Origin of the sequence: Anaerocolumna sp. (assembly GCF_032079385.1) — a bacterium.
Classification (GTDB): Bacteria; Bacillota; Clostridia; order Lachnospirales; family Lachnospiraceae; genus Anaerocolumna.
In genome coordinates this window covers 16605-40518 of sequence record NZ_DAMAUC010000036.1, presented here as the reverse complement: position 1 = coordinate 40518, position 23914 = coordinate 16605, and the positions used below count along the sequence as shown (strand labels likewise).

Annotated in this window: 21 protein-coding genes and 1 riboswitch; of the genes, 4 read left to right on the top strand and 17 right to left on the bottom strand. The window is 37.9% G+C overall.

Annotated elements, in window-relative coordinates; genetic code table 11:
* Positions 1–340 precede the first annotated feature (340 nt).
* From RT261_RS19500 to RT261_RS19460, 9 genes are all read right to left on the bottom strand, one after another.
* Positions 341–844: a MogA/MoaB family molybdenum cofactor biosynthesis protein gene (locus RT261_RS19500; RefSeq protein WP_313134801.1), complete on the bottom strand. Its 504-nt coding sequence runs from the start codon at positions 842–844 to the stop codon at positions 341–343.
* 49 nt (positions 845–893) lie between these two features.
* Entirely contained in the window at positions 894–1340 is a 447-nt protein-coding gene (locus tag RT261_RS19495; protein ID WP_313134800.1) for an MOSC domain-containing protein, read from the bottom strand.
* Positions 1341–1550: 210 nt separating this feature from the next.
* A complete protein-coding gene (gene moaA, locus RT261_RS19490; RefSeq protein WP_313134799.1) occupies positions 1551–2579 on the bottom strand; it encodes a GTP 3',8-cyclase MoaA in 1029 nt (342 codons plus the stop codon).
* Between the two features lie 73 nt (positions 2580–2652).
* Positions 2653–3153 (bottom strand): cyclic pyranopterin monophosphate synthase MoaC, encoded by a 501-nt coding sequence (gene moaC / locus RT261_RS19485; protein WP_313134798.1) that lies wholly within the window; start codon positions 3151–3153, stop codon positions 2653–2655.
* 36 nt (positions 3154–3189) lie between these two features.
* Positions 3190–4416, bottom strand: a complete 1227-nt coding sequence (locus tag RT261_RS19480; RefSeq protein WP_313134797.1) for a molybdopterin molybdotransferase MoeA — start codon at positions 4414–4416, stop codon at positions 3190–3192.
* Positions 4417–4418: 2 nt separating this feature from the next.
* On the bottom strand, positions 4419–5444 hold the full coding sequence (locus RT261_RS19475; RefSeq protein WP_313134796.1) for a molybdopterin-binding protein: 1026 nt from the start codon (positions 5442–5444) through the stop codon (positions 4419–4421).
* A gap of 145 nt (positions 5445–5589) precedes the next feature.
* A riboswitch (molybdenum cofactor riboswitch) is annotated at positions 5590–5724 on the bottom strand.
* 16 nt (positions 5725–5740) lie between these two features.
* Positions 5741–6535, bottom strand: coding sequence for a hypothetical protein (locus RT261_RS19470; protein ID WP_313134795.1), 795 nt, complete (start codon positions 6533–6535; stop codon positions 5741–5743).
* A gap of 87 nt (positions 6536–6622) precedes the next feature.
* Entirely contained in the window at positions 6623–8749 is a 2127-nt protein-coding gene (locus RT261_RS19465; RefSeq protein ID WP_313134794.1) for an aldehyde ferredoxin oxidoreductase, read from the bottom strand.
* Between the two features lie 13 nt (positions 8750–8762).
* Positions 8763–9395 carry a ferredoxin-like protein gene (locus tag RT261_RS19460; RefSeq protein WP_313134793.1) on the bottom strand — a complete coding sequence of 211 codons (633 nt, stop codon included), beginning with the start codon at positions 9393–9395 and terminating at the stop codon, positions 8763–8765.
* Between the two features lie 269 nt (positions 9396–9664).
* Here RT261_RS19460 and RT261_RS19455 point away from each other — a divergent pair, with 269 nt between their 5' ends.
* Both RT261_RS19455 and tatC read left to right on the top strand, forming a co-directional pair.
* Complete coding sequence (locus tag RT261_RS19455; protein ID WP_313134792.1) at positions 9665–9862, top strand: Sec-independent protein translocase subunit TatA/TatB; 198 nt, start codon at positions 9665–9667, stop codon at positions 9860–9862.
* Positions 9863–9872: 10 nt separating this feature from the next.
* A complete protein-coding gene (tatC, locus tag RT261_RS19450) occupies positions 9873–10616 on the top strand; it encodes a twin-arginine translocase subunit TatC (RefSeq protein WP_313134791.1) in 744 nt (247 codons plus the stop codon).
* A gap of 131 nt (positions 10617–10747) precedes the next feature.
* Here the strand turns inward: tatC and RT261_RS19445 are convergent, their stop codons facing one another.
* Together RT261_RS19445 and RT261_RS19440 are read right to left on the bottom strand one after the other, a co-directional pair.
* The gene (locus RT261_RS19445; RefSeq protein ID WP_313134790.1) at positions 10748–11278 is read right to left on the bottom strand and encodes a GNAT family N-acetyltransferase; all 531 of its coding nucleotides are present in this window, start codon (positions 11276–11278) and stop codon (positions 10748–10750) included.
* A gap of 275 nt (positions 11279–11553) precedes the next feature.
* Positions 11554–12345 carry an FMN-binding protein gene (locus RT261_RS19440; protein WP_313134789.1) on the bottom strand — a complete coding sequence of 264 codons (792 nt, stop codon included), beginning with the start codon at positions 12343–12345 and terminating at the stop codon, positions 11554–11556.
* A gap of 396 nt (positions 12346–12741) precedes the next feature.
* On the opposite strand from RT261_RS19440, the gene RT261_RS19435 reads away from it, so the two are divergent.
* Positions 12742–13317, top strand: coding sequence for a hypothetical protein (locus RT261_RS19435; RefSeq protein WP_313134788.1), 576 nt, complete (start codon positions 12742–12744; stop codon positions 13315–13317).
* Between the two features lie 704 nt (positions 13318–14021).
* Entirely contained in the window at positions 14022–15719 is a 1698-nt protein-coding gene (locus RT261_RS19430; RefSeq protein WP_313134787.1) for a methyl-accepting chemotaxis protein, read from the top strand.
* 143 nt (positions 15720–15862) lie between these two features.
* Here RT261_RS19430 and RT261_RS19425 read toward each other — a convergent pair whose 3' ends face one another.
* The 6 genes from RT261_RS19425 to RT261_RS19400 all read right to left on the bottom strand — a co-directional run bounded on the left by RT261_RS19425 (position 15863) and on the right by RT261_RS19400 (position 23690).
* Positions 15863–16681 carry an FAD binding domain-containing protein gene (locus tag RT261_RS19425; protein WP_313134786.1) on the bottom strand — a complete coding sequence of 273 codons (819 nt, stop codon included), beginning with the start codon at positions 16679–16681 and terminating at the stop codon, positions 15863–15865.
* Entirely contained in the window at positions 16675–17151 is a 477-nt protein-coding gene (locus RT261_RS19420; protein WP_313134785.1) for a (2Fe-2S)-binding protein, read from the bottom strand. The genes RT261_RS19425 and RT261_RS19420 overlap by 7 nt, the downstream gene beginning before the upstream one ends.
* Positions 17148–19268 carry a xanthine dehydrogenase family protein molybdopterin-binding subunit gene (locus RT261_RS19415; RefSeq protein WP_313134784.1) on the bottom strand — a complete coding sequence of 707 codons (2121 nt, stop codon included), beginning with the start codon at positions 19266–19268 and terminating at the stop codon, positions 17148–17150. The genes RT261_RS19420 and RT261_RS19415 overlap by 4 nt, the downstream gene beginning before the upstream one ends.
* An 86-nt stretch (positions 19269–19354) precedes the next feature.
* Positions 19355–19984: a nucleotidyltransferase family protein gene (locus RT261_RS19410; RefSeq protein WP_313134783.1), complete on the bottom strand. Its 630-nt coding sequence runs from the start codon at positions 19982–19984 to the stop codon at positions 19355–19357.
* 39 nt (positions 19985–20023) lie between these two features.
* Positions 20024–22585 (bottom strand): selenium-dependent xanthine dehydrogenase, encoded by a 2562-nt coding sequence (gene xdh, locus RT261_RS19405; protein ID WP_313134782.1) that lies wholly within the window; start codon positions 22583–22585, stop codon positions 20024–20026.
* Between the two features lie 157 nt (positions 22586–22742).
* Positions 22743–23690: an NTP transferase domain-containing protein gene (locus RT261_RS19400; RefSeq protein WP_313134781.1), complete on the bottom strand. Its 948-nt coding sequence runs from the start codon at positions 23688–23690 to the stop codon at positions 22743–22745.
* Between the last annotated feature and the right edge of the window lie 224 nt (positions 23691–23914).

The window sequence follows — 23914 nt, the reverse complement described above, 5'->3', positions numbered from 1 at the left end:
ACTATTAAAATTTTATGTCAGTTTTTTGAGTTTACACGGACTTTGAAACGGTCTCCATCATCAGATATTGCATCATGATACTGCACCTTGAGCCTGGGACTTACCTTACAAATCATTTTTAAAAATGCCTAAGGCAAGTCCGCTTAACTTAATACAGTACCATTCTAAAATATATTTTCGATTTCATTATTAAAGTTTTGTTAATTTTAAAATTTATCGTTACTCACTGAATTCCATGGATATACTTATTTTTCAATGTTCACCTACTCTACAGGCTGCTTTATTCCGAAAGATTCCGAGAGACAATATAAGTGATACTTCACTTATAAATTCTGAATGATTATTTTATTTCTGCCGGTTGCCCGCACTCAGATGCTTCACCTTTTAAGATGTCAAGTCCATGTCCTAATCCATCTATAATAACTTCCAGATTTTCTTTTACACCTTTAGGACTTCCGGGAAGATTGATAATTAGTGTACCTCCTCGAATGGCTGCAATACCACGGCTTAACATGGCATGTTTTGTAATCTGAAGGCTGTAATAACGCATTGCTTCCCCTATACCAGGAACCAATCGTTCTGCAACTGCAAGAGTAGCTTCTGGGGTTACATCTCTTTTAGAGAATCCAGTGCCTCCAGTTGTTAGAAGTAAATCCACTTTATTATTATCGCACAAGTCTATCATTTTCTGTTCCAGCTGTTGCTGTTCATCTGGCAATATCTCGTATTCTGTTACTTTCCAGCCTTGGTTTTCAACAATCTCACGTATAACGCCACTGCTAGTGTCCACACGTTGTCCAACAGAACCTTTGTCACTAGCTGTAATGATGCCAACTCGAATCATTTTGATGTCTCCCTCCCATCTATAGTATTTTCTTCACTCAATGCTAAAATTATGCGTTAGCTCCTTCTGTGAGAATAACCATTTCATCTCCTTCGGAAATAGTCCCTCCGTGTTTTACTATCGCAAATACACCTTCTCTAGGCATAATACAATCTCCAACTCTTTTATAAATCTCACAGTGGGAATGGCACTCCTTTCCAATCTGAGTCATTTCAAGAACTACATCATTACACTGAAAGACAGTTCCGATAGGAAGGTTCTTAAAATCAAATCCATCTACAATTAGATTTTCACCAAATGCACCGTCTTCAACCTTAGCACCACGCTCATTAAATGCATCTATCTTTTCTTTTGATATTAAACTAACCTGTCTATGCCAGTTACCTGCATGAGCATCTTTTTCTATACCATAATTCTCAATAAATGTAGCAGTATGTACATTTACTTTTTGAGTACCTTTTTTTTCACTAATACAAACTGCAATAACTTTTCCCATATTTATAACCCTGCTCCTTTCATAGGTTGAAAAATGGATTCTTTCAGCCTTCCAAACATAATGCCCCATTGCGGTATCTCAAATAATGAAGCAGGAGGATTTTTTTCTTCACACTTGCTCCCATTGCATGCCATGTCTGCTTGCAGATGCGGCACTGCCATAAATCAGGGGGTGTGAATTAGGTATTTCAATAATTCACACTTGCTCCTATTATCCGCCTATTTGAGACATTCTGCGGCTTTCCAGTTCCTGGTCTATATTTTTACTAATATCATTTTGGATATTAGATAAATTATCTTTCTCTTTATTAACAACTTCATTAAAATGATGTTCCTTCGGTTTATGGGAGATGGCTTCCCGAATCGCCCCTATAAGTTCCTCATCACTGATTCCCTGTCGCATTAAGGATTTTAAATCAATGCCATTGGCATATTGAAGGCAATTTTTCAAATATCCTTCTGAGGTAAGCCGGACACGATTGCAGGAATCACAGAATTGATGGCTTATTGCGCTGATAAATCCGATTTTCCCTTGAAATCCTTCCAAACTGTAATAATGGCAAGGGCCATTTCCTATAGATGTTTTATAGGGTGTGAGAGTTCCATACTCTTTTTCTATGATTTCTTTGATATTCTCTTCTGTCAACCCCTTTAAATCTTTCCCCAGCCCAATTGGCATAACTTCAATAAATCTCACATGAAGTTTCTGATTTTTTGCAAGAGAAACCATTGACAATATGTTATTATAATCCTCTCTTAAGGGAACACAATTTATTTTTAGGGCAATATCAGTGTACTTAAGTGTTTCTTCTATTCCTTCCAAAACCTGATCTAGTTTACGAAATCTGGTCAGTTGTTCAAATTGATCCGGATCTAAAGTATCAAGGCTTACATTTACCGCGTCAATACCTGCCTGTACCAAATCTTCTATTTGTTCCGCAAGTAAGATTCCATTGGTAGTAAGGGTAACATTTTGTATGCCGCTGATATTCTTAATCTCCTTCACCAAATAAGACAGATTCTTTCGAACCAAAGGTTCTCCTCCTGTCAGCTTTACCTTGCTCATACCCAAACTGGCAAAACACTTACAGAGGCGAATAATTTCTTCATAAGTTAATATATTTTCATGTGGTATGAATTCCATGCCTTCTTTTGGCATGCAATAAATACATCTTAGATTACATCTGTCCGTAATGGATATACGAATATAATCAATAACTCTGTTATAATTATCTACCACCTAATCGCCTCCTCCCTATACTCAAAGCAGCAGGTATATCTATCTCTCTTTTGCGATTTTAATCTCAATAAGATCAGCTTTCACTATTACGTGAATTTAAATTAATGAAAGTACCGCTTTTTCCTCCGGTTTTCTGAACCAGATGTATATTTGTCATCTCCATCGATTTATCAATAGCTTTGCACATATCATATATGGTCAATAAGGCAATTTGAACACCGGTTAGTGCTTCCATTTCAACACCTGTTTTTCCTTCAACTTTAACGGTGCTTATAACAGTAATGGAATTATTTTTCTGATCTATTTCAAAATCAATGCTGCACTTTTGAATCATTAGGGGGTGGCACATAGGAATCAGCTCCCAAGTCCGTTTAACAGCCATAATTCCTGCCACTCTTGCCACTCCAAGCACATCGCCCTTTTTAACTTCTTTATTCACAATGGCATTCATTACCGCATCATTTACCAGAATTCTGCCTTTTGCTATAGCAGTTCTGGAGGTATCCTGTTTACCTGATACATCTACCATGATTGCATTCCCATCATTATCAAAATGATTTAACTTATTCTCCATAAATACTCCTTACTATTAGGACTTATTAAAGGTTTCTTATAATAAGAGAATCTCAACCTCACTGCCCTTATACAATTCCCCGCTGCCTGTCGGTATATCTATCAGGCAATTACATCCAGCCATAGATGCCAGCATACCGGAGGAATGTTTTGCAGCAGGGGGGATGGATACCTTTCCCTCTTCCATTTTTCCGCGTATAAATCTCCTGCCATTACTTATTTTTATGAAATCATCCTCTAATACTGCTCTTTTTCTCACTGTATATAAAGATTCATCCCTGCCTGCCTTGGCAAGGTATGGTCTTACTAATAATTCAAAAGTAGTAGCTGCTGCAAATGGATTACCGGATAAATGAAACATAGGTACTCCTTCATAAATAGCAAACATTGCTGGTGTGCCCGGCTTTAAATTCACTTTCCAAAAAAGTCTTTCCGCCTTAAGTATAGGTAATACTTCATGGAATATATCTTTATCACCTACGGATACGCCCCCAGTAGTTATAACAAGATCCACCCTTTCACAGCTCTGTTTTATTGCATCGGCAACTTTCTCCGGCTCATCGGATAGATGCTTTGCAATAACGGGAGTAATGCCAAACTCACAAAGTCTTGCATATAGCATTAACAGATTGGAGTCATATATTTTTCCCGGTTTTAATTCTGTCCCAGGCTCTATCAGTTCGTCTCCAGTTGCAAATACTGCAGCTCTTAATTTATCATATACTTTTACCTGCTCAACACCTAAGGAAGATAGAATTCCTTGTTCAATATAGGTTAGCTTAACACCTTTTTTCAGTAGAAGGGTACCCTTCTTTACATCCTCCCCTTTAAAGCAGAAATTCTCATACTGTTCTAATTCTCTGTCAACCAATATGAGAGTATTCTCCTCATTAAATCCTCCATTTATGTCCTCCAGCCGTATAACACAGTCGGCTCCATCAGGTATAGGTGCTCCTGTCATAATTCGGACAGCTTCTCCTTGATTTAATGTCCGGCTACAGAAGCCTCCCGCATAAACGGTATCAATAACCTGAATAGGTTTTGGCATTTCCTTAGAAGCCCCCACCAAGTCTTTGGAACGGAGAGCAAAACCATCTAAGGGAGAACGATGAAAAGGCGGATTATCAAAAGAAGCATATATATCTTCAGCTAATATTCTCCCATTTGCCTCTTTGGTAAAAACAAACTGGGTCCTTTTCATCCTGTTTCCGGTATTTAAAATAATTTCAACTGCCTGTTCCAATTCTATTCCTATTTGTTCCATTCTTACACGCCTTTCCCGAAGCCGCATTCTGGGAAAGTACAGACTTTACAGCTAAGACATAGCCCGCCATGTCCCAATTTTACCAAATCCTTTTTCTCTATTTTTAAACCTGCTGCAACTCTTGGGAGTACCAAGTCAAAGATCGTTGCTTTTGCATACATAACACAACCCGGCAGTCCCATAATCGGGGTTCCATCTTCAAAATATCCCATTAAAAACATCGCACCCGGCAATACCGGCGCACCATAGGAAATAATACCGGCTCCACTTGCCTTGATAGCACCAGGGGTACGGTCGTCAGGGTCTACGCTCATTCCACCGGTACAGACAATCAAGTCCACACCTTTTTCCTTTAATTCTTTAATTGCCGTCACAATGTTATCCATTTCATCATTTACTATAACGTGTTCCACTGTTTCTATATTATACTGGGATAATTTATTCACAACCACAGGGGTAAAGGTATCTTTGATACGTCCATAAAATACTTCGCTTCCTGTAGTTACAATACCTGCCTTTCTCTTTGGGTATGGCAGCAGTTTTAACAAAGGTTCCGGTCCTGCGACTTCCTTAACCTCATCCATTTTTTCTTTTTCTATTACTAAGGGAATAATTCTGGTTCCCGCTAATTTATCACCTTTTTTTACCGGATAATTGGTATGTCTGGTTGCTATCATCATATTATCCATGGAATTAATGGCTTCCAATCTATCCACATCAACTATAAACAAACCGTCACATCCGGCAAATAACTCAATTTTTCCCTCTTTCGTTTCCGAACGAGTCATATTCTCATTTTTACAAACATCGTATAAAATTTCTGCTGCTTCATCTTCATGCAATAAATTACTATTTTTCTCCCATACATAAAGATGTTCCTTGCCTATGGATAATAAAACCGGTATATCCTCTTCTTTTACTACATGACCTTTATGAAATGCCACACCTTTTTCTACATCTTTAACAATTCTTGTAATATCATGGCACAGTACATGACCCACTGCATCTAGGGTGTTGATTAATTTCATTATGTTACCTTCCTTTCCCGGAGAGACCAGAGATTAAAGCTTACTGGCCTTAGCTTCTAAGGCTGCATACCTGCTCTTCTACAATGTAAAAAACTGCCTTCTCTATTACAGAAAAGGCAGTATGAAGACTAGAGTCTGCTCCTGCAGTCTCTAACTAAATACTCCTTTTCAAACACGGAAGGCTGATGCGTTTCCACCTCAACCCAAAAGCAAATTCTTTGCTTAGGCGAAGCATCCTAGAATTCTCCTTAGATGCTTTTGCTCGGAGTTTATTATTAAATTGTATTCGTTAATAATTAGTCTATGAAATCATCCTCATGTGCTAATGCCTTGGCATACTTTGGTGTCATGAATTTTGTAGAGAATAGAAAATCAACATTTTTGTTATTGGTAAATCGTTCTATATCACTATTTTCTTCTTTACCGGAAAGAACCGAACAAGCCCTTTCTATCTGAGGTCTGCTTGCATAATAAGGATGTCTTTCAAAGTAGGTGATGGGAGTTGGCGCCGGATATGTTTTACTATTAAATCGTACCATATTGACTATGGTGGTGACCAAGTCTTTATCTTCTACTAATGATGTTATCATAGCATAATTATCGCTCATATTCAACTTTGAATAAAAATATTTATCCTTCTGACCTTCCTTATATACAATGTCTTTACAGGCTTCATCTTCCTTTATTTCCATAAGAAGTTGATCTACCTCCTCTATCTCTTCTTTTAAAGAAGCATATTTGGTTAAATTACCGGCAGCTGAGCGAAGACGTATATAATCTGCCAACTTCCTTGCTTCTGACATTTCTTCTTTTTCAGCTTCGTTTTGATCTTCAGGTTCCACAACATCTGCAAATTCATCTTCTGCATCAGGCAAAGCAGAAAGGTATTCCAGTAAATCAGGTTTTTCCGTAGATTTGTTGGAATCTCCTTCTTCAAGCTCGGCTGCAGGCACTGTTGACGCTTTGTCACCCACATTTACTGAAGCTTTACTCTCTGTAACATCCTTAATTGTTTCTTCTGATGAGTTATTTGCAGCTTTATCGATTTCTTCAATCTTTACAAAACCCGGTTTCTTTCTTCCAAATAACATGTTAAAACCTCTTTCTATGTACCAGCCTCCTATATCAAGGCTGCACTATCAATAAATTATTGAACTAAATATAATGATTTACCTTATTTATCTAGGAAGAATTCCTCTAGCTTCCAAATCGTCTGCCATATCTCCTAGACCAAATTTCTCAAGAGTTTTTCTGGTAGGAATACCGGTTTTTACATCCCAGCCCATTTCTTCATAGAAATAGTCCTTTGCAAGTTCCATATCTTCACGGCCCATCTTATAAGTTCCTTCTTCAAATGCTTCAAAATCAGGATCTTGATCAAATACCCAATCAGGAATCGCATCGTGTGTGTCACGTAGACTAGTATCTCCAAAGGCAATATTAAACGAAATTGCTGTCATAGCACGAAGCATTTGCGATATACGTTCTGATGCAAATTCAAGACTTTCCCTTGTATAGTTTACACCAGTAACAGCTGCCATAAAGTCGGCTTCCAGATTTAAATCACCAACATAATTTCTTTCTTTAGACGGTGATTGTGTCATTGGCCACATCCAGTTACATAAAGTAGCACTATCGTGGAATTGTTTTCCGTTAAATGCCCATTTAGCTACTTTGGCTTTATTACGGTTCATAGGAGCATAAGCTTTTTTATTATCGTAACAGCCTTTACCAAAGAAGCCTTCCATGGTTGCTTTCGTTACTTCGTAAGGAGCGCCGGAATTCTCAACATTGGTTAAATGATGAATCATACAGTCACGATTGTACATTAGGTTGAATAACAAACCGATTTGACCGGAATCTTCATTTGCATGATGTTTTGGATAACCATTATAAGTAATGTTAGTGTTGTTGGAATCCACCTTATCAAAGTATTCTTTTCCAAGTTTCCATTTTTCAACCATGGCAAGTGTACCTTCACCTAAAGTTGCAAGTTCGCCTTCTTTATAAGCAATACGGCGAATAATTTCTACAGCCCAGCGAGGATCACTGCTCTTTTCCCATTCCCAGGGAAGGCTGTCATATTCTGCTTTCGGAAGCACTTCTTTAATCTTGCCGGATACACATAACCAGTTAAAATCTCTATAAAGGTTGGCATAGTTACACCATAATCCCATATCATCCAGTGCATGTGATGTCGCGCCGCTCATAACCAGGCTTGCATCTCCTTCATATTCAAAATCTTTAACACCGCTTGGATAAAACATAAATCCATAAAGGATAGGAACACAAGTGTTGGATACATGAACGGGAAGATCAAAATCTGCAAGAGGATCCATTTCATATTGGGTGTAACAGCGAATTGGACAAGAAGTACATCCGCCTTGCTTTATTATGTAATTCGATGCAACTTCACCATGGTCAAATACACCTTTTAAGCAGCGATATGCAATCTTATTAATATCGCCGCATGGCTGTTCTCCCATGTCAATAGGTCCACCTTCTGCTTTCTTCCACTGACGGCCGGGAGCACCTGACCAACGATTTTTTCCGCCTACTGCAGAATATTCTGCCCAGCTTTGAGGAACTGCAGGAACGTTATGATTGTTGTTAGCACCAATCAGATCTTTTAGCATGTAGTTATTTAACTCCATTAATCTTTGAGGATCTGCAACTTTAACCGAGCCGGTTCCACGCACTGCAATACCTTTTAATTTTTTACTTCCCATTATGGCACCGATTCCACCGCCCCCTGAATTACCGAAGGAAGTATTAATGGTGGAATAATTCACCAGGTTCTCCCCTGCAGGGCCAATAGCTGCTGTTTCAAACTCACGGCCATTCTCTTCCGTCATAATTCTATTGGCCTCAAAAGTTCCTTTTCCCCAGATATGGGATGCGTTTTCTAAGGTTACTTTATCATCGTCTATCTTAAGATATACCGGTGCAGAAGATTTACCTTCTACTACAATGGCGTCATAACCTGCATATTTAATACGTGATCCAATATGTCCGCCCATATGTGCATCAATAACGGAGTTTCCTTTTGACCATGGTGATAAGAAGGAAATATTCATTCTTCCTGAACATGGTACACTGGAACCTGTTAATGGCCCTACTCCCATGACAAATTTGGATCCTTCATCATATGGTTTTGTTTCTAAAGGTACTTCTTCATATATAATTCGGTAGCCCATACCCATGCCACCAATATAATCCTGGTATCTTGTTGAATCTTCTGTTGTAATTTTCCCTGTCGTTAAGTTAACACGAAGAATTTTTCCAGCCCATCCGTATGTTGCCATAATTTATCCCTCCTTATACAATAGCTTGAGCAGCTGCAGTTACTTCATCCCAAGAAATGATAGCCAAAGCACCGCTTGGACATCCTGCTGCGCACGCACCACATGCAATACATTTGCTTGATTTGTTTGTTTCCGGATTCACGGCTGGCATATGCCATGGACAGGCTTCTACACAAGCTCCACAACCAACACATTTGGATTCATCTACCACCCTTGTCCCTTGACCATTAGCAATGATGGCCTTTTGAGGACATGCATTTCCACAAGCAGGATCTTTACATTGACGGCAGGTATCCGGATAGTATGTAAAACTGCCATTATACATTCCGTCTTTTCCATGAATATGTAGGTTACGACTTACTTTAACTCTTGAAATATAAGTAGATATTTCCCCATCGTTTACTAATGTACAATTGTTTTCGCATCTTTCACAACCAGTACATTTTGCAGAGTTTACCACTAGTAGGCCTTGAGGGAGTGCCCAGGTTGCTACTTGTTCATCATCAATTTCTTGCTGCGAGCAACCAAATAGGGAAAGCATTGTTGCAGTAACAGTAAGTCCTGCTATGCTTTTCCCCGAAACTTTTAAGAATTGCCTCCTTGTCATTTGTTTGTCAAAGAAGCTCTCCTTTACATCGTTAGACATAAAAAAACCTCCAATCTAGTAATTTTATTATATTTATGTCTCTTTCATATTGCATTGAACTCCACCCGCTAAAATACAGGAAAGTTCAAGCCCTGTGCAATATTTTTTAACTTCTTTATTGTATATCGACATAACATAGTTAGTCAATATGATTTCGTTATTTTTTTAACATTCTGGACAAATATTTATTGATTTTATAGTATATCTAATGTATAATAATGTAGAACTTAAAACTGATTTAACAAATAAATGGAAATGAGGTAATTGTTATGTTTGGAAGATTGGGACCTTTTGAATTAATTCTAATCCTTTGTATTGCTTTGGTTGTCTTTGGACCTAGTAAACTTCCGCAAGTTGGACGTTCTTTGGGAGAAGCAATTCAAGAATTTAAGAAGGGTACTTCTCAGGTAAAAAAGGATCTAAATAGCATTACAGAAGATACTATAGAAAACGACAAAAACGCTTAAGGTGACAGATATGGATTTAACGAAAAAGACCAATAAACTGGTGGAACATTTGGCTGCACTTAGGAAAAGGTTAATCATCATTTTAGTTGTAAATATTGGTGCTGCATTGGTCTGTTATCAATTTGCGAGAACTTTGATACAATACATTTTAAACTTAAACCCGGGGATGCAGTTCGTATATCTATCACCCTCTGAGAACTTTATGGCATGTATAGAATTAGCACTAACCTGTGCTATTGTCTTATGTTCCCCTATAACTATTTTACAGATTTGGATGTTTGTATCCTCTGGACTTTATAAAAAAGAAAAACTATACGTCCTTTTATCCCTGTTTTTTGGATTCTTTTTCTTTGTTGGTGGCGTGTTGTTTTGCTATTATGTTGCGCTTCCCATCACCTTAGACTTTTTTATGAGGATAAGTTTGGAAACAGTAACTGCAGCTGTATCAATCAAAAGCTTTATTTCTTTTTGTAATACAATGTTATTATGCTTTGGAGTCGTATTTGAATTACCTGTAGTCGCTTTCTTATTATCACTACTTGGTATTTTAAAACCTGCCTTTTTGAAAAAAAGCCATGGTGTATTAATTTTAATTATATTTATCATTGCTGCAATTATTACTCCACCAGATGTTGTAACACAAATAATGCTGGGAGTTCCTATGACAATCTTATTAGAATTAAGTATATTAATATGTACTATAGTAGATAAAAGCAAAAAGAAAAAGCGAGTTATGAGCGAAAGCCATACATAATAATGAGGGGAAACTTTTATAATATAAAACAATTAACTACTATAAGTAGATAATAGAAATCTGCTTTCTAAAAAACCATGATGCACTTGGTATGCACCATGGTTTTTTATTTATAAAGCTATATTATAAACCTATTTATACCATTCTTCTTTCAATATGGCATATTCGTAAGTATCAACCCATATAGGCTCACCATTGCTATTTGTTTTAAAATAGATATTTTGCAAAAGCAAACCCTCCCGTCTCATATGTACGCGTTCAAGCAATTTCCACGAAGGGCTATTCTTGGGATTACACATGGCTGCGATGCGCCTTGCTCCTAAATGTGTAAAGGCATAATCAAGCAATGCTTTGGCACTTTCTGTGGCATAACCTTGCCCTTGATACTTCCTGTTAAATACAAATCCTAATTCCCAAGTATCAAAGTCTCCTTTATCCAGATATAAGTTTCCTATTACTTTTTCATTTTCCTTTAAACAAACGGCATAGAATGATTCACTCTTTGACCTTTCTATTGCTTCTTCTTTAGCCTGTTCTTCCGAATAAATATCATATGGCTCAAATTTAACAACTTCTTTATCTGACAAGTATTCATATAAATCCTGCCAGTCATTTTGTTCAAACTTTCTAATAATTAATCTATCTGTAACTATGCTTTTCATATTATCTCCTTCATTATCTTATAGGAGAAGGTACCCCCTATAATTTGATCCTTTAATACTAATTTCTTTTTTCATATTAATTTCCTCCCTTCCTTAAAATTAAATCTATGTATATTGATAGATTTGCTAAATAGAATATAGATGGTTTCACTCAGTAACCCAAATAAATGATTACTAATTTACAAACCATCTATATAACGATTAAACCATTTCCAAATTTATTATGCACAAATCCTGTCTATGACAGTTTTCCCTTTTTACATAAGAAGCTTCTGTTACTTTAATACTGCTTCCTTTAAAAAGAAATACCCGTTATTAATTGTAGTAGCAACCGCTTTTGAAGAAACCGTTGCGCCTGACACTGCATCTACATCCGTGACAGTCACTGGTTCTCCTGTCGGTTCATCTTCACTTGCACTTACTAACAGATTCGCTTTTTGCAGTTTTGCCTTCGCCTGTTCTTCCGGTGATAAGTCAGTAATTGGTGTGGATAGCTTTTCACCTTTCTTAGAACTTGCCAGCAAACCGGAATCATATAACGTACGCATTGCATTAGCTTCTGGTGAGGTATCCTCCGGATTCCATTCTATAGAACTATAATTTTCATCAGCTAATTCTGTTGTTGCAGCAGCTTCTCCTGAAGTATTCACCTTTCCTGTAGTTGGTGATACCACTTCTAAATCTGCAACTTTAATAGGAACTGCAATATTATGAAACTGGCTTATAAATTCATCTTCCGTTACCTTACTGCCTATTCCATCTGTTTCTCCTTGGGATAGAACTTTCAAAGATAAGATATTCTCTCCGGTTTCATCAAAGGTTGCCGCAGTTTCTATATCACCTGCAAATCCTTTCGCCGCTCCATATACAACATAGCTTCCATCCTCCAGTTTATGTAATTCTTTCACCTGATATGTATCCGCATTCATTCCGACCACATCTACTGGTGTACCGCTAGCGGCAACCGTCCCCTGCTCTTTCATTGTTTTCATACTAAAAATTATCCCCAGAGATAAAACACACATTGCACCTAAAGCAATACCTTGACCATATCTTTTTCTACTCATTAACTTCATCTCCTACCTGTTTTATTCATAATTTAACAAAGCAGCTGTCATAGCCATCTACTTTGTCAGAATTCATATATTTAGGACCACTCTCTAAAATGATACCAAATTATCCCTAGCATGTAAAGATTCTTGTTAAATTTTTATCATATTCTTTCTAGTTGAACAGGCTGGTTTTCCCGCTTATTTTCTTTATAAAAAATACCTTCATTTTTTATTTGTTTCGTATATAAGGTGCTTATACTAACTGAACAATTTATTAACCCATTCATCCATATTGTAACTTAATTGGGAAACTGCTATAATATATGCAGTTTTAATTGAGGAAAAAGTATCAAGATTGAAAATTAATTATCAACCCTACTTTATATATTTATTGAAAGATTGGAGCTACATATGAATTCAGAGAAAGCAGAACTTCTGCAAGTAAAGCAAATGATACTAATTGGTGCAACAGGGCGGAATAGTGGAAAAACAACCCTTGCTCCCGGGATTATTGATGAATATAAAGATAAGTTTCCTATTATTGCATTCAAACTAATTACCGTACATAATCAAGGCGATATATGCCCCAGAGGTGGTAAAGGCTGCGGTATATGCAAAGGATTAAAAGGATGCTTTGATATAACAGAGGAAATTGGCAAAGGAACAAAAGATACCATGTTATTAAAAAAAGCAGGTGCCAGACATGTTTATCTTATCCGCGCGCTTAAAGAAAATATAAGAGAAGCATTAGAAGAAGCATTAAAATTGGTACCAAAAGGCACCCTGATTATCTGTGAATCTAATAGTGCACGCCTTGTAGCAGAGCCTGCCTGCTTTATTATGATTGAAAGTAGTACGTCTTCCAGTGTAAAACCAACAGCACAAGCTGTAATGGGGTATTCTAATCTTAAATTAAAGCAGGACGAAGAGGCATTTGAAAACTTTGTTAAGAATATGCTTCCAAAATTTATAAAGTTAAAATATTAAATATTTACAATTTCATTTTCATCGTACTTTACAGACTTTTCTTCAAAATAGATTGTTATCAGCAGGGAAGGAGTTTCTTTTTGCTACTTTGCTCCATAATAGTCTTATGAGTATATTTAAAATACTTTTTTGGGACTATTATATATGGATATTCTATAAAGTAATATTGTTTTACTGTGAAGCATCCTGTGATCACACGGTAACTTTTAATATAAGGCTTAAATAAAAAGCATTATAAATGTTGTATTAATCAGCATTTATAGTGCTTTATTTGATATATTGAAAATATCAAATAAAGGTGAGGAAATTGCGGTATTTAGAACAACAGTAAAAAATAATTTTTAATTTCATGAACATAATACCATTTCCCTGCATTACAAATAACATATGAAAATTTTCTCTTTTATTATGCATGACTGCAGAAAAGCTTTAGAAGAGGCATTGAAATTGCATCCAAACGGTTCGAAACTATAAGCACCTCCAAACGCGATTTACTCACACTTATTTTTGAAAATAAAAACTTGATATATAAACGATTTTGATATAAAAACAACGTCGTATTTTGTCGATATATAAGGTAATAATTATTACCTTATATATTTTTTAACATATTTTAAAGTACACTTAATAAGCTATGATCCAATATTATATGAGATATTAATAAATTTTATTAATATAGACAAATTGCAAACGGAGGAATACATATGACACTTAAGCCAAAATCAGTAAAACAGTCAGTTATTATGAAACAAATGACAGCAAAGATGGTAATTCTCTTAATATCGGGATCAATCGCTTTTCTACTTGCAATTATACTAAGTATTTTTATGAGAAATGCTTTGGAAGATCAGAATCAATTAACAAAATCTACTAACCAATATCGATTAGCCTCAAAAAGATTGACCTATGATGTCCAGTTCTTTGCCACTAGTGGAGAAAAAAAGTATTATGATGATTATCTGGCAGAATTAAATGAAGACAAGAACCGTGATCACGCTTTAGAAAAAATGGATAAAATCGGATTGACGGATAAGGAATGGGATTATATTAATAAAATATCTACTTTATCCAATGATTTAGTTCCTTTAGAAACCGACGCATTTAAATCAGGTTCTGCAGGTGATTATGAAACAGCAGTAAAATCTGTTTTTGGTGAATCATATGGAAATACTGTTACTGAAATTAATGAGCTATCTGATAAGCTGATTGATGCAATCAATTCAAGAATGAGCCGAAAGGCTACTATATCACAAGTATTAGTATTTATGTGTGAAGGGATCGTTATTCTATGTTTTCTGGTCATAATAAAACACGTACTTTTTTTAATCCGCTTTGCTAATACCCAATTGCTCCAGCCAATCATACAAGTTGAAAAACAAATGAGTTTGATAGCAGCAGGAAATTTTTCTGAAGAATTTCCATTGGTGGAAGATGAATCTGAGGTTGGAAGAATGATAGGTTCTATTCATCAGATGAAACGGGTTTTGAAATCTGTTATTTCGGATATAAGTAACGTATTGAATGAAGTTGCTAATAAAAATCTTACCGCCGATCCAGGAGCAGAATATGTAGGGGAATTATCCAGCATTAAAACTTCCATAAACGGTATTATGATCCACCTGAATGAGGTAATGAATTATTTGAAAGAAAGTGCATTACAAGTGTCCTGTGGTGCTGATCAAATCTCAGATGGGGCACAGACGCTATCTCAGGGTGCAACTGATCAGGCTGGTTCAGTAGAGGAATTACAGGCAACCATTACCGATGTGGCGGAAGAAGTAGAAAGAAATGCAAAGAACGCCCAAGATGCTAATGCCATGGCTCAATTAGTAGGTAATGAAATTGAAATGAGTAACGAGCAAATGAAAATAGTAGTGGATTCTATGCTGGATATAGCAGACTGCTCAAATAAGATAAAGGCGATTATAAATACCATAGAAGGAATAGCTGCACAGACAAATTTGCTATCCCTGAATGCATCCATCGAGGCTGCCAGAGCAGGCGAAGCCGGAAAGGGTTTTGCTGTAGTTGCTGATGAAGTTGGAAAACTTGCAAATGAAAGTGCTGAAGCGGCCAAGATATCCTCGGATTTAATTCATTCCTCCATTCAGGCTGTAGAAAAAGGTAAAGCAATCGTAGATGAGACCGCTGAAAAATTAAATATATCTTCCATAAAAACAAAAGAATTAGTAGATAGCATTGTTGAAATTTCAGATGCAACTGTTCGGCAGGCAGATTCATTAGATCAGATAACCAAAGGGATTGATCTTATCTCTTCGATTATTCAAGAAAATGCTGCCATGTCCCAGGAAAGTGCTTCTTCTTCAGAACAATTAGCGGAACAATCCAAGGTATTACAAGGTATGGTAGAGGAGTTTCATTTAAAAAGCACAAATTCTTAAAAGCTGAAAAAGATTTGCTATAGAAAGGGAAAAAGTCCATGAACTTTTTAAAATGGTTCATGGACTTTTCCATTATCTCTTAATAAAGTGATTAAATTCTTTCTCTGCCCTATAATTGGCCCCCATTTGTCAGCAGCACCTGATTATATATGATTCTGCTGTAAAAAATCATTCAGCAGGTTAAGACATGTTTCTTTACGGTACTCAGAAGACACACGGCCGCTAATTGGAACAATTGCTTTTTCATATGCATCAAGAAAAACCTGTTTCTGTGCTTTTGCCTCTTCCAGTGTTTTTCCGATCATGATTGCTTCAATTTCCTTAAAGCGAAGAACGGTATCTGCAACTGCACCAAAGGCTATACTTAATTTAGAAATTCTGTCTCCCTCCATACCAAATATACCCACGAAAGCTACTTTAGAAATAGCAAGCGCCTTTCTTCCTCCAACCTTCTGGTAATAGTAATTATCAAGACCGTTCTTTGGCAAAAGAATCTCTACAATCAATTCATCTTCTGCCAGATCCAGTTTCTTACGTCCAAGATAGAATGCATCAATATTAACAATACGTTCACCCCGGACACTTGCCAGACGCAGTTTGGCATCCGCAGCATAGTGAATCAGAACGCTGTCGGCTTTAGCCGAGCCATTTCCGATGTTGCCTCCCATGGTACCCAGATTACGGATTGCAGGAGCTGCAATAAGGGATATTGCATCCTTAAGAATCTGAGATGTCAGGCTATTTTCCAACACTTCCGTAAAAGTTGCTGCTGCACCGATTCTAATATAGTCCTGATCTTCTATTATATTTTTCATTTCCGGAATCAGGTTCACAAATAAATAAGTATCAGGCTTATCCTTTCCAACCATAAGGTCAGTTCCGCCCCCATATATTGTTACTCTATGTTCTGCTTTTATGTTAAGTGCTTCCTGCAGAGAGACTGGTTGATAACCGTTTACCATAATCCATTTCCCTCCTTTGCTGCTATATTAATAGCTTTCACAATTGCATTATATCCGGTACAACGGCATAAATTGCCTGAAATACCTTCTCTGATTTCGTCTTCTGTTGGATGAGGATTTTTAGATAAGATAGCCTCTCCTGCCAGAATCATGCCGGGAATGCAAAAGCCACACTGAACAGCTGACACCGCTGCAAAGCCTTTTTCCAAAGCTGAAAAACGTTCTGTTTTACTAAAGCCTTCAATGGTAACAACCTTTAATCCATTGACTCTTCCCATTGCAACCATACAGGAGTTTATGAGGCTTCCTTCCATAAGCACGGAACAGGCTCCGCATTCTCCTTCATTACAGCCGCATTTTACTCCTGTCAATTTATATTCATCCCGTAATACATCTAATAATCGATTATCTGCACTGCCGGTATAGGTCGTTTCTTCTCCATTCAATATAAATTTGATTACATTATTCATCTCTTAGCCTCCTTAAGAACCTTCATGGTATCCTCGTATGTAAATGGAGCATGGTTTAATTTCGAATCCACTGCCTGTTCCAATGCTTCCACATAAGCACCAGGAACACCAACCAAAGGTAATTCTCCAGCTCCTTTCGCACCATATGGTCCAAGTGGATATTTCTCAACATGCATAATTACCTCAAGATTGGGAACGTCCACTGCCGTAGGAATGATGTAATCGCTGAAACTGTTATTCCGGATTCTGCCTTGGCTGTCGGTTGCCATATATTCCATAGAGGAATATCCAATACCCTGCATAAGTCCTCCTTCCATCTGTCCTACCACAATATTCATATCAATCGGAGTACCAACATCAAAGCTTCCCCATGCACCAAGGACCTGATTGGTTGCCGTTAGTGTATCTACCTCCACTTCAACTGCAACCACACCCCAGGCATAGGTAGGATAAGCATCTCCCTGGAATTTATCAATATAAAATGGTATCACGAAGTCCGGTTCTTTGAAATGTTCTTCCACAATCTGATCTTCTCCCTCAACCCATTGGGAGCGAAGCTTAATGGCAGCTTTTCTTAAAAGTTCACCAACCGTCATCAGGGAACGGGAAGCAACGGTTGGGCCTGAATCAGGAACTCTGTCCGTATCGGGATTTTCACAAATAACTCTTTCCAGTGGAATATTCAGTTCATTTGCAACTATTTTTGAGAAAGTGGTTTTAAGTCCCTGGCCGATGTCGGAATTACTTGCCAGAATCTCTACGGTACCGTCCGGATATTTGTGCAGCTTTGTAACAGCTTTAATAATGTCCCTTTCCCCGCTGCCGGTAAAGCCTGCACCATGGAAGTATAAGGAGATTCCAATCCCTCTTCTGTATCGTCCGCTCTGAGGTTTACTGTAAAGTGCATGCTTTTTACTGAAATCACTTGCTTTTTCAATCTCTTCAATCATTGCAGGAACAGGAACTGGGAAATGGTATTTTCCGCTTGTGGAAGTAGGATCACCCTGTTTTACAAGATGCATCTTCTTAAAAGTTAATGGTTCGATACTTAAATCATTTGCAATATGATTCATCATCATTTCTACAGAAAAGAAAGTCTGAGGTGCACCAAAACCACGGTATGCGCCGCAGGGAACTGTGTTGGTCTTTACAGCACGTCCTCTGACACGCAAATTGTCTATATTGTATACACCATTAGAACAAATAATACCTCTTTGCAGAACAACTGCGGATAAGGTAGTGTACGCACCTCCGTTAAATAAAACATCAATATCCATAGCTGTAACTTTATTATCCTTTACCGCTACTTTGTATCTGTTTAAGGAAGGATGACGTTTACTTGTGAATTCCATATCTTCTCTTCTATCAAATACCACTCTTACCGGCTTCTTTGCCTTGTATGCGGCAACAGCAACCTGACATGCCAGAATGGATGGATATGCTTCTTTACCTCCAAATCCCCCTCCGGTAACATCCTGAATAATCTGAACTTTACTTGCCTCAAATCCCATGGCTTTCGCCACAGCACCGTGTACATAATAAGGACACTGCATGGAACCATTCACTGTTACTTTTCCATCGCTGTGAACTCTTGCCATTAATCCCTGGGTTTCAAGGTATGCTTGTTCCTGATAACCTGTTTCAAATTCTTCTTCATATATTTTATCTGCCTCTGCAAAAGCCTTTTCCACATCACCTTTTCCATAATTATAATCGAAGAATACCGTATCAAACTTACGAATATCAACAACAGGCTCTAATTCTTCATATTCTACAACGATCTCTGAAAGAATTCTTAAGACTTCTTTTTCAACCGGCCCCACCACCATAAGTATAGGTTCACCTATGTATTCAACGGTTTCATTTGCATATACCGGGGTATCATCCTTAACAATGGCTACCCGGTTAATTCCCGGCACATCATTCTTGTCTACCGTGAAATATCCTTCTGGTAATTTAGGAACTGTTACAGTTACAATTCTGGCTTTTGCTTTTGATGAGCGTAGAAATTTACCAAACAGTACACCCTCCTGGGGATAGTCAGCAACATACATTGCCTGACCGCTCACCTTGGCAAAATGGTCTTTCTTGACAACCGACTTACTAATAGGTTCCATGCTAAATCCTCCTTCTCCAATTCATATAAATGTTTTTAATTTTTATTTATAATAAGTTTCAGCGTTACCTTTATTGGTACTTCTTTTTACAAATATGCCTGTTCAGCAGTAAATGGCACTAAATATCGTTCTATCCGGCTAAAGTCCTGCTTTGTATCAGCATCCATTCCACAACCCATATCCTGAATGGGCACTTCAAGTAATTTATCTCCCAGTTGATTCCATACCCCTCTCAAGCCTTCTGCACCATTGTAATCCATGATATCCGGTATGCAGCTCCACCGTACTAATGGCGGATGCTTTCTGCGGTCATGTAACGTGGGAACCACTACTAAGATACCCGGATTATCAAGCGCCTCTTTCATTGTCTGAAACGTACGCATATTTATAGCAGGCATATCTCCCGGCAGAATATAAAATGCATCACATTTTTTTAGTGTACTGATTCCAATTTTAATAGAGCATAGCATATCCGTAGTAAAATATTCTTCATTGAATGCAGTTATTACCCTCTTAGCAGAGTACTTTTCGGTTATCAGTTTTTTTACTTCTTCACCCCGGTAACCAAGTACAACAACAACCTGCTCTATTCCTGCTTTCAACATACTGTCAATTGTCCGTTCAATCATTGTTATACCATTGATAGACATTAAAGGCTTAAAATCTCCCATACGGCTGGAAAGGCCTGCTGCTGTAACCACTCCACATATATTCATAATATCCCCTATTCCGGCGCTTTGGCGCCTTTTCGGCCGCTATTTCTTCTTGTTATAATAAGTATCCCTTAAGGGAAGCTGGGTACGAAGTTTTCCGTCCAGGCGGTAGTATGCATGAGAACATGCAGGCGCAGTAGGAATCATGCACAGTTCCCCACAACCTTTTGCCCCAAGGGCCTCGGGAATCTGTCCTTTTGCCTTTACCAGTTTCACTTCCAATTCGGGTGTTTCCGGAGCCCTCATAAAACCAATGGTTCCAAGTTTGGATTTCGGATATCCTTCTTCACACTTGAATTCCTCTGTCATTCCATATCCCAGCCCCATTACCATTCCGCCTTCAATTTGTCCTTCTACCGATTGGATATTAACAGGTGTACCAACATCATAGGCTGCCACTACCTTTTCACATCTGCCTTCTTCATTCAGAATAACAACCTGTACCCCGTAACTGTAGCTTACATGACTAATAGGATTTTCCTTGATTGCTCCTAAAGGATCTGTTTGGGCTGAATATTCACCATAAAATTCTCTTCCTTCCAGATCCTTTATAGTAAGTCCTTTATTCAACTCTATTTTTAGCTTTTCTGCCACCCTGCGGGTTGCTTCTCCGGTAACAACCGTCTGTCTTGATGCGGTACTGGTACCGGAATTTGGCGTACGTTCTGTATCAGCATGCTCATGCACAATTATGGCTGGATCAATACCGGACACATCACACAGTATAGTTGCACACATTTGTCCAATGCCCTGCCCCATACAGGAGGCGGAAGTACGTACATGAACTTTACCCTCTTCAATAGAAAGGATAACACGTCCAATATCCTTCTTACCCATACCGGTTCCGCTATTCTTGAATCCGCAGGCGATACCTGCATAAGGATTATTTTCATAAACTTCTTTGACTGCTTCCAAACATTCCGCTAATGCAACACTATCATCTGCAATTTGTCCGTTTGGTAAGGTCTGTCCGGGACGAATTGCATTCCTGTGGCGGATTTCCCAAGGTGAGATGCCGGCTTTTTCAGCCAGTAGATTTATATTATTCTCTGTTGCAAAGCAGCTTTGGGTAACACCGAATCCACGGAACGCTCCACTTACCACATTGTTGGTATATACGGACATGCCATATATATCAATGTTCTGGAAATTATACGGTCCTGCTGCATGAGTACATGCACGATGAAGAACCGGTCCTCCAAGTGAGGCGTAGGCGCCGGTATCTGCTATAATAAGTCCTTTCATTCCTGTAAAATATCCATTTTCATCGCAGGACATGGTGAATTCCATTTCCATCGGATGACGTTTCACATGATAATCCAGGCTTTCTTGCCTCGTAAATTTAACTTTTACCGGCTTCTTGGTATACCATGCCATCAGAGCTGCATATTGCTGAACACTCATGTCCTCTTTACCACCGAAGCCTCCACCTACTAATGCGGCATGTACATGAATTTTTTCCGGTTCCACTTTCAACATTTTAGAGACTTCTCTCTGCTCATCATAAATTGACTGACTGCTGGTATATAGCAGTAATCCATCTTCCCCCTCCGGCAAGGCAATGGCACATTCCGGTTCCATAAAACCGTGTTCCTGCCAGGACGTTTTATATTTTGTAGTAACAACGTATTTTGAATTCCTGATAGCCGTATCTGCATCCCCACGTACAAGCCCTGCACGGCTCATAATATTACCATCATCATGAATCAATGGTGCATCATATTTTAAGGCATCTTCCGGTGTAGTAACTGGTTTTAATTCCGTATAATCAATTTCCACCAGATTACATATCTCATCTAATTTATCCTTTTTATCCGTAGCAACCAGTGCCAGTACATCACCAACGTATCTGGTAATGTCTCCTTCGCCCCTCATAACATCCCAATCCTGCTTGATATGTCCTATTTTATTATCAGGAACATCTTTTTTCAAAAGAATACGTATACAATCCGGATGAGCAAGGGCTTTGGAGATATCTATTTTATTAATAAGGGCTCTTGGATACTTGGAACGAACCCCTTTTGCATACAGCATTCCTTCCATCTCAATATCATCTACATATATACCTGTACCATTTATCTTTTCTACCGCATCGATTCTCTTAAAGTGCTGATTCATCTTCAATTCTTTCGGTTGTACGGGAATTGGCTTGTTATCTCTGAAAAAATCGGCAGCCATCAGGATTGCTTCTTCAATTTTTTTATAGCCGGTGCAACGGCAAATATTTCCTTTGATTGCTTTCTTAACATCCTCAATTGTTGGAGCAAGATTCACATCCAGTAAAGACTTTGCACAAATTATCATACCCGGTATACAGAATCCACATTGCACCGCACCCGCTTCCGCAAAACAATGTTCATAAACTTCTTTTTCTCTTTCACTTAATCCTTCTACCGTAAGCACTTTCTTCCCAACAAATTTAGACGCTTTCTGTACACAGGCCTTGACCGCTTTCCCATCCACAAGCACCGTACAGGTACCGCAGGCACCTTCACTGCATCCGTCCTTTGCAGAAGTAATGCGTAAATCATCTCTTAAAAAAGATAGCAAAGATTTATCCTGTTCACATTGCACTTCTTTTCCGTTTACATTCAATATAAACATTCTTACCTCTCTCCTCCATATTCATTATATAGTTTCTGGCTTTAATAAAAAAAATATCTGAGCTCAAATATTCTTTTGAAATCAGATATTTTTAAGGCCTTAATTAAATTATAGAAACAGGAGGTAATTATTGCAAATTGTTTGTCGGTACAACTCGTTATAGCGATTTTTTATCTATAAAAATATTTTTAAACTCTTTTGCTGCATAGAGTTTTAATTTTTTCTCAAAAAGTTCATAATCTTTCAAAAGTTCTTCACCTTCCGGAGTCAGGTAGGTCTTTCCTCCGTGACTTCCTCCCTGCTGCCTTGTTAACACTTGAAATTGCAGTGCCTTTTCTAAACTGTTCAGCATCTTCCATGCCTTGCTGTAGGAAAGTGCCATGCACTTACAGGCTCCTTTTACAGAATTTGTTTCCTGAATAAGTGTCAGCAGCAATCTCGTTCTTGCATCAAAAAACAGGTTTTCCGTTTCAAGGCTCACTTTCAGATAAGGGTGAAATATATTCTTATTATGCCTTTTAATAAGTTCTGAGGTATGTTCTAAACTGTCAATATCCTTTAAGATTCCTTCATCGTCAACTTTGATTCTTTTTTTCTGAATACCCAATTTCTTCAAAGCACCACGCATTCCCATGTCCCCGTCATAAGCAAGGATGTCCGGAATAAGTCTGGAGGCTATCAGGATGGGATGTCCTCCTTTATCCTGGTAGGAAGGAGATACCACTTCGTCAGGGCAATCCATCATTTTCTTTAAGGTATCAGGACTAAAAAGCGGAATATCTACTGGGGTAAACATAACTTTATCACATTTATCCTGTACAAATTCCAATCCCATTTGGGCAAGGTGGAACAGCTGTGACTGCTCATAATTTTCTTTATGGAGAAAAATAGCACCATAGTCCCAAAGTTCTCTTTCTATATAATCTGCATCATAGCCTGTAATTATAACTATGGGATCAATGCCGGCAACCTGAAATGTCAGAACGATTCTTTTAATTGCAGAAATAGACCCAATCTGCAAAAGCGAGTGTGCCTGTTGATTTCTGATTTTCTTTTTTCCTGCCGCAATAACACCGGCAGTTCTGTAATTAGTCTCTATCAACATATTTATCCCTCGTATTCCAACTTTCTTAAAAAAACAGCTTGCTTTACAAGCTTTCTCAAAATCTACACTCTCATCTTATATAAATAACGGACTTGTGTCAATATTGCTAATTAATCTTTCTTCCTGAAAAACGTTTGTACCTAACTGGGCGGAATAATAGTCTATTATATAGCAATGCACGAATAACCTCCTCTTTTGACGTTCCGGTTATTCGTGCATTGCTC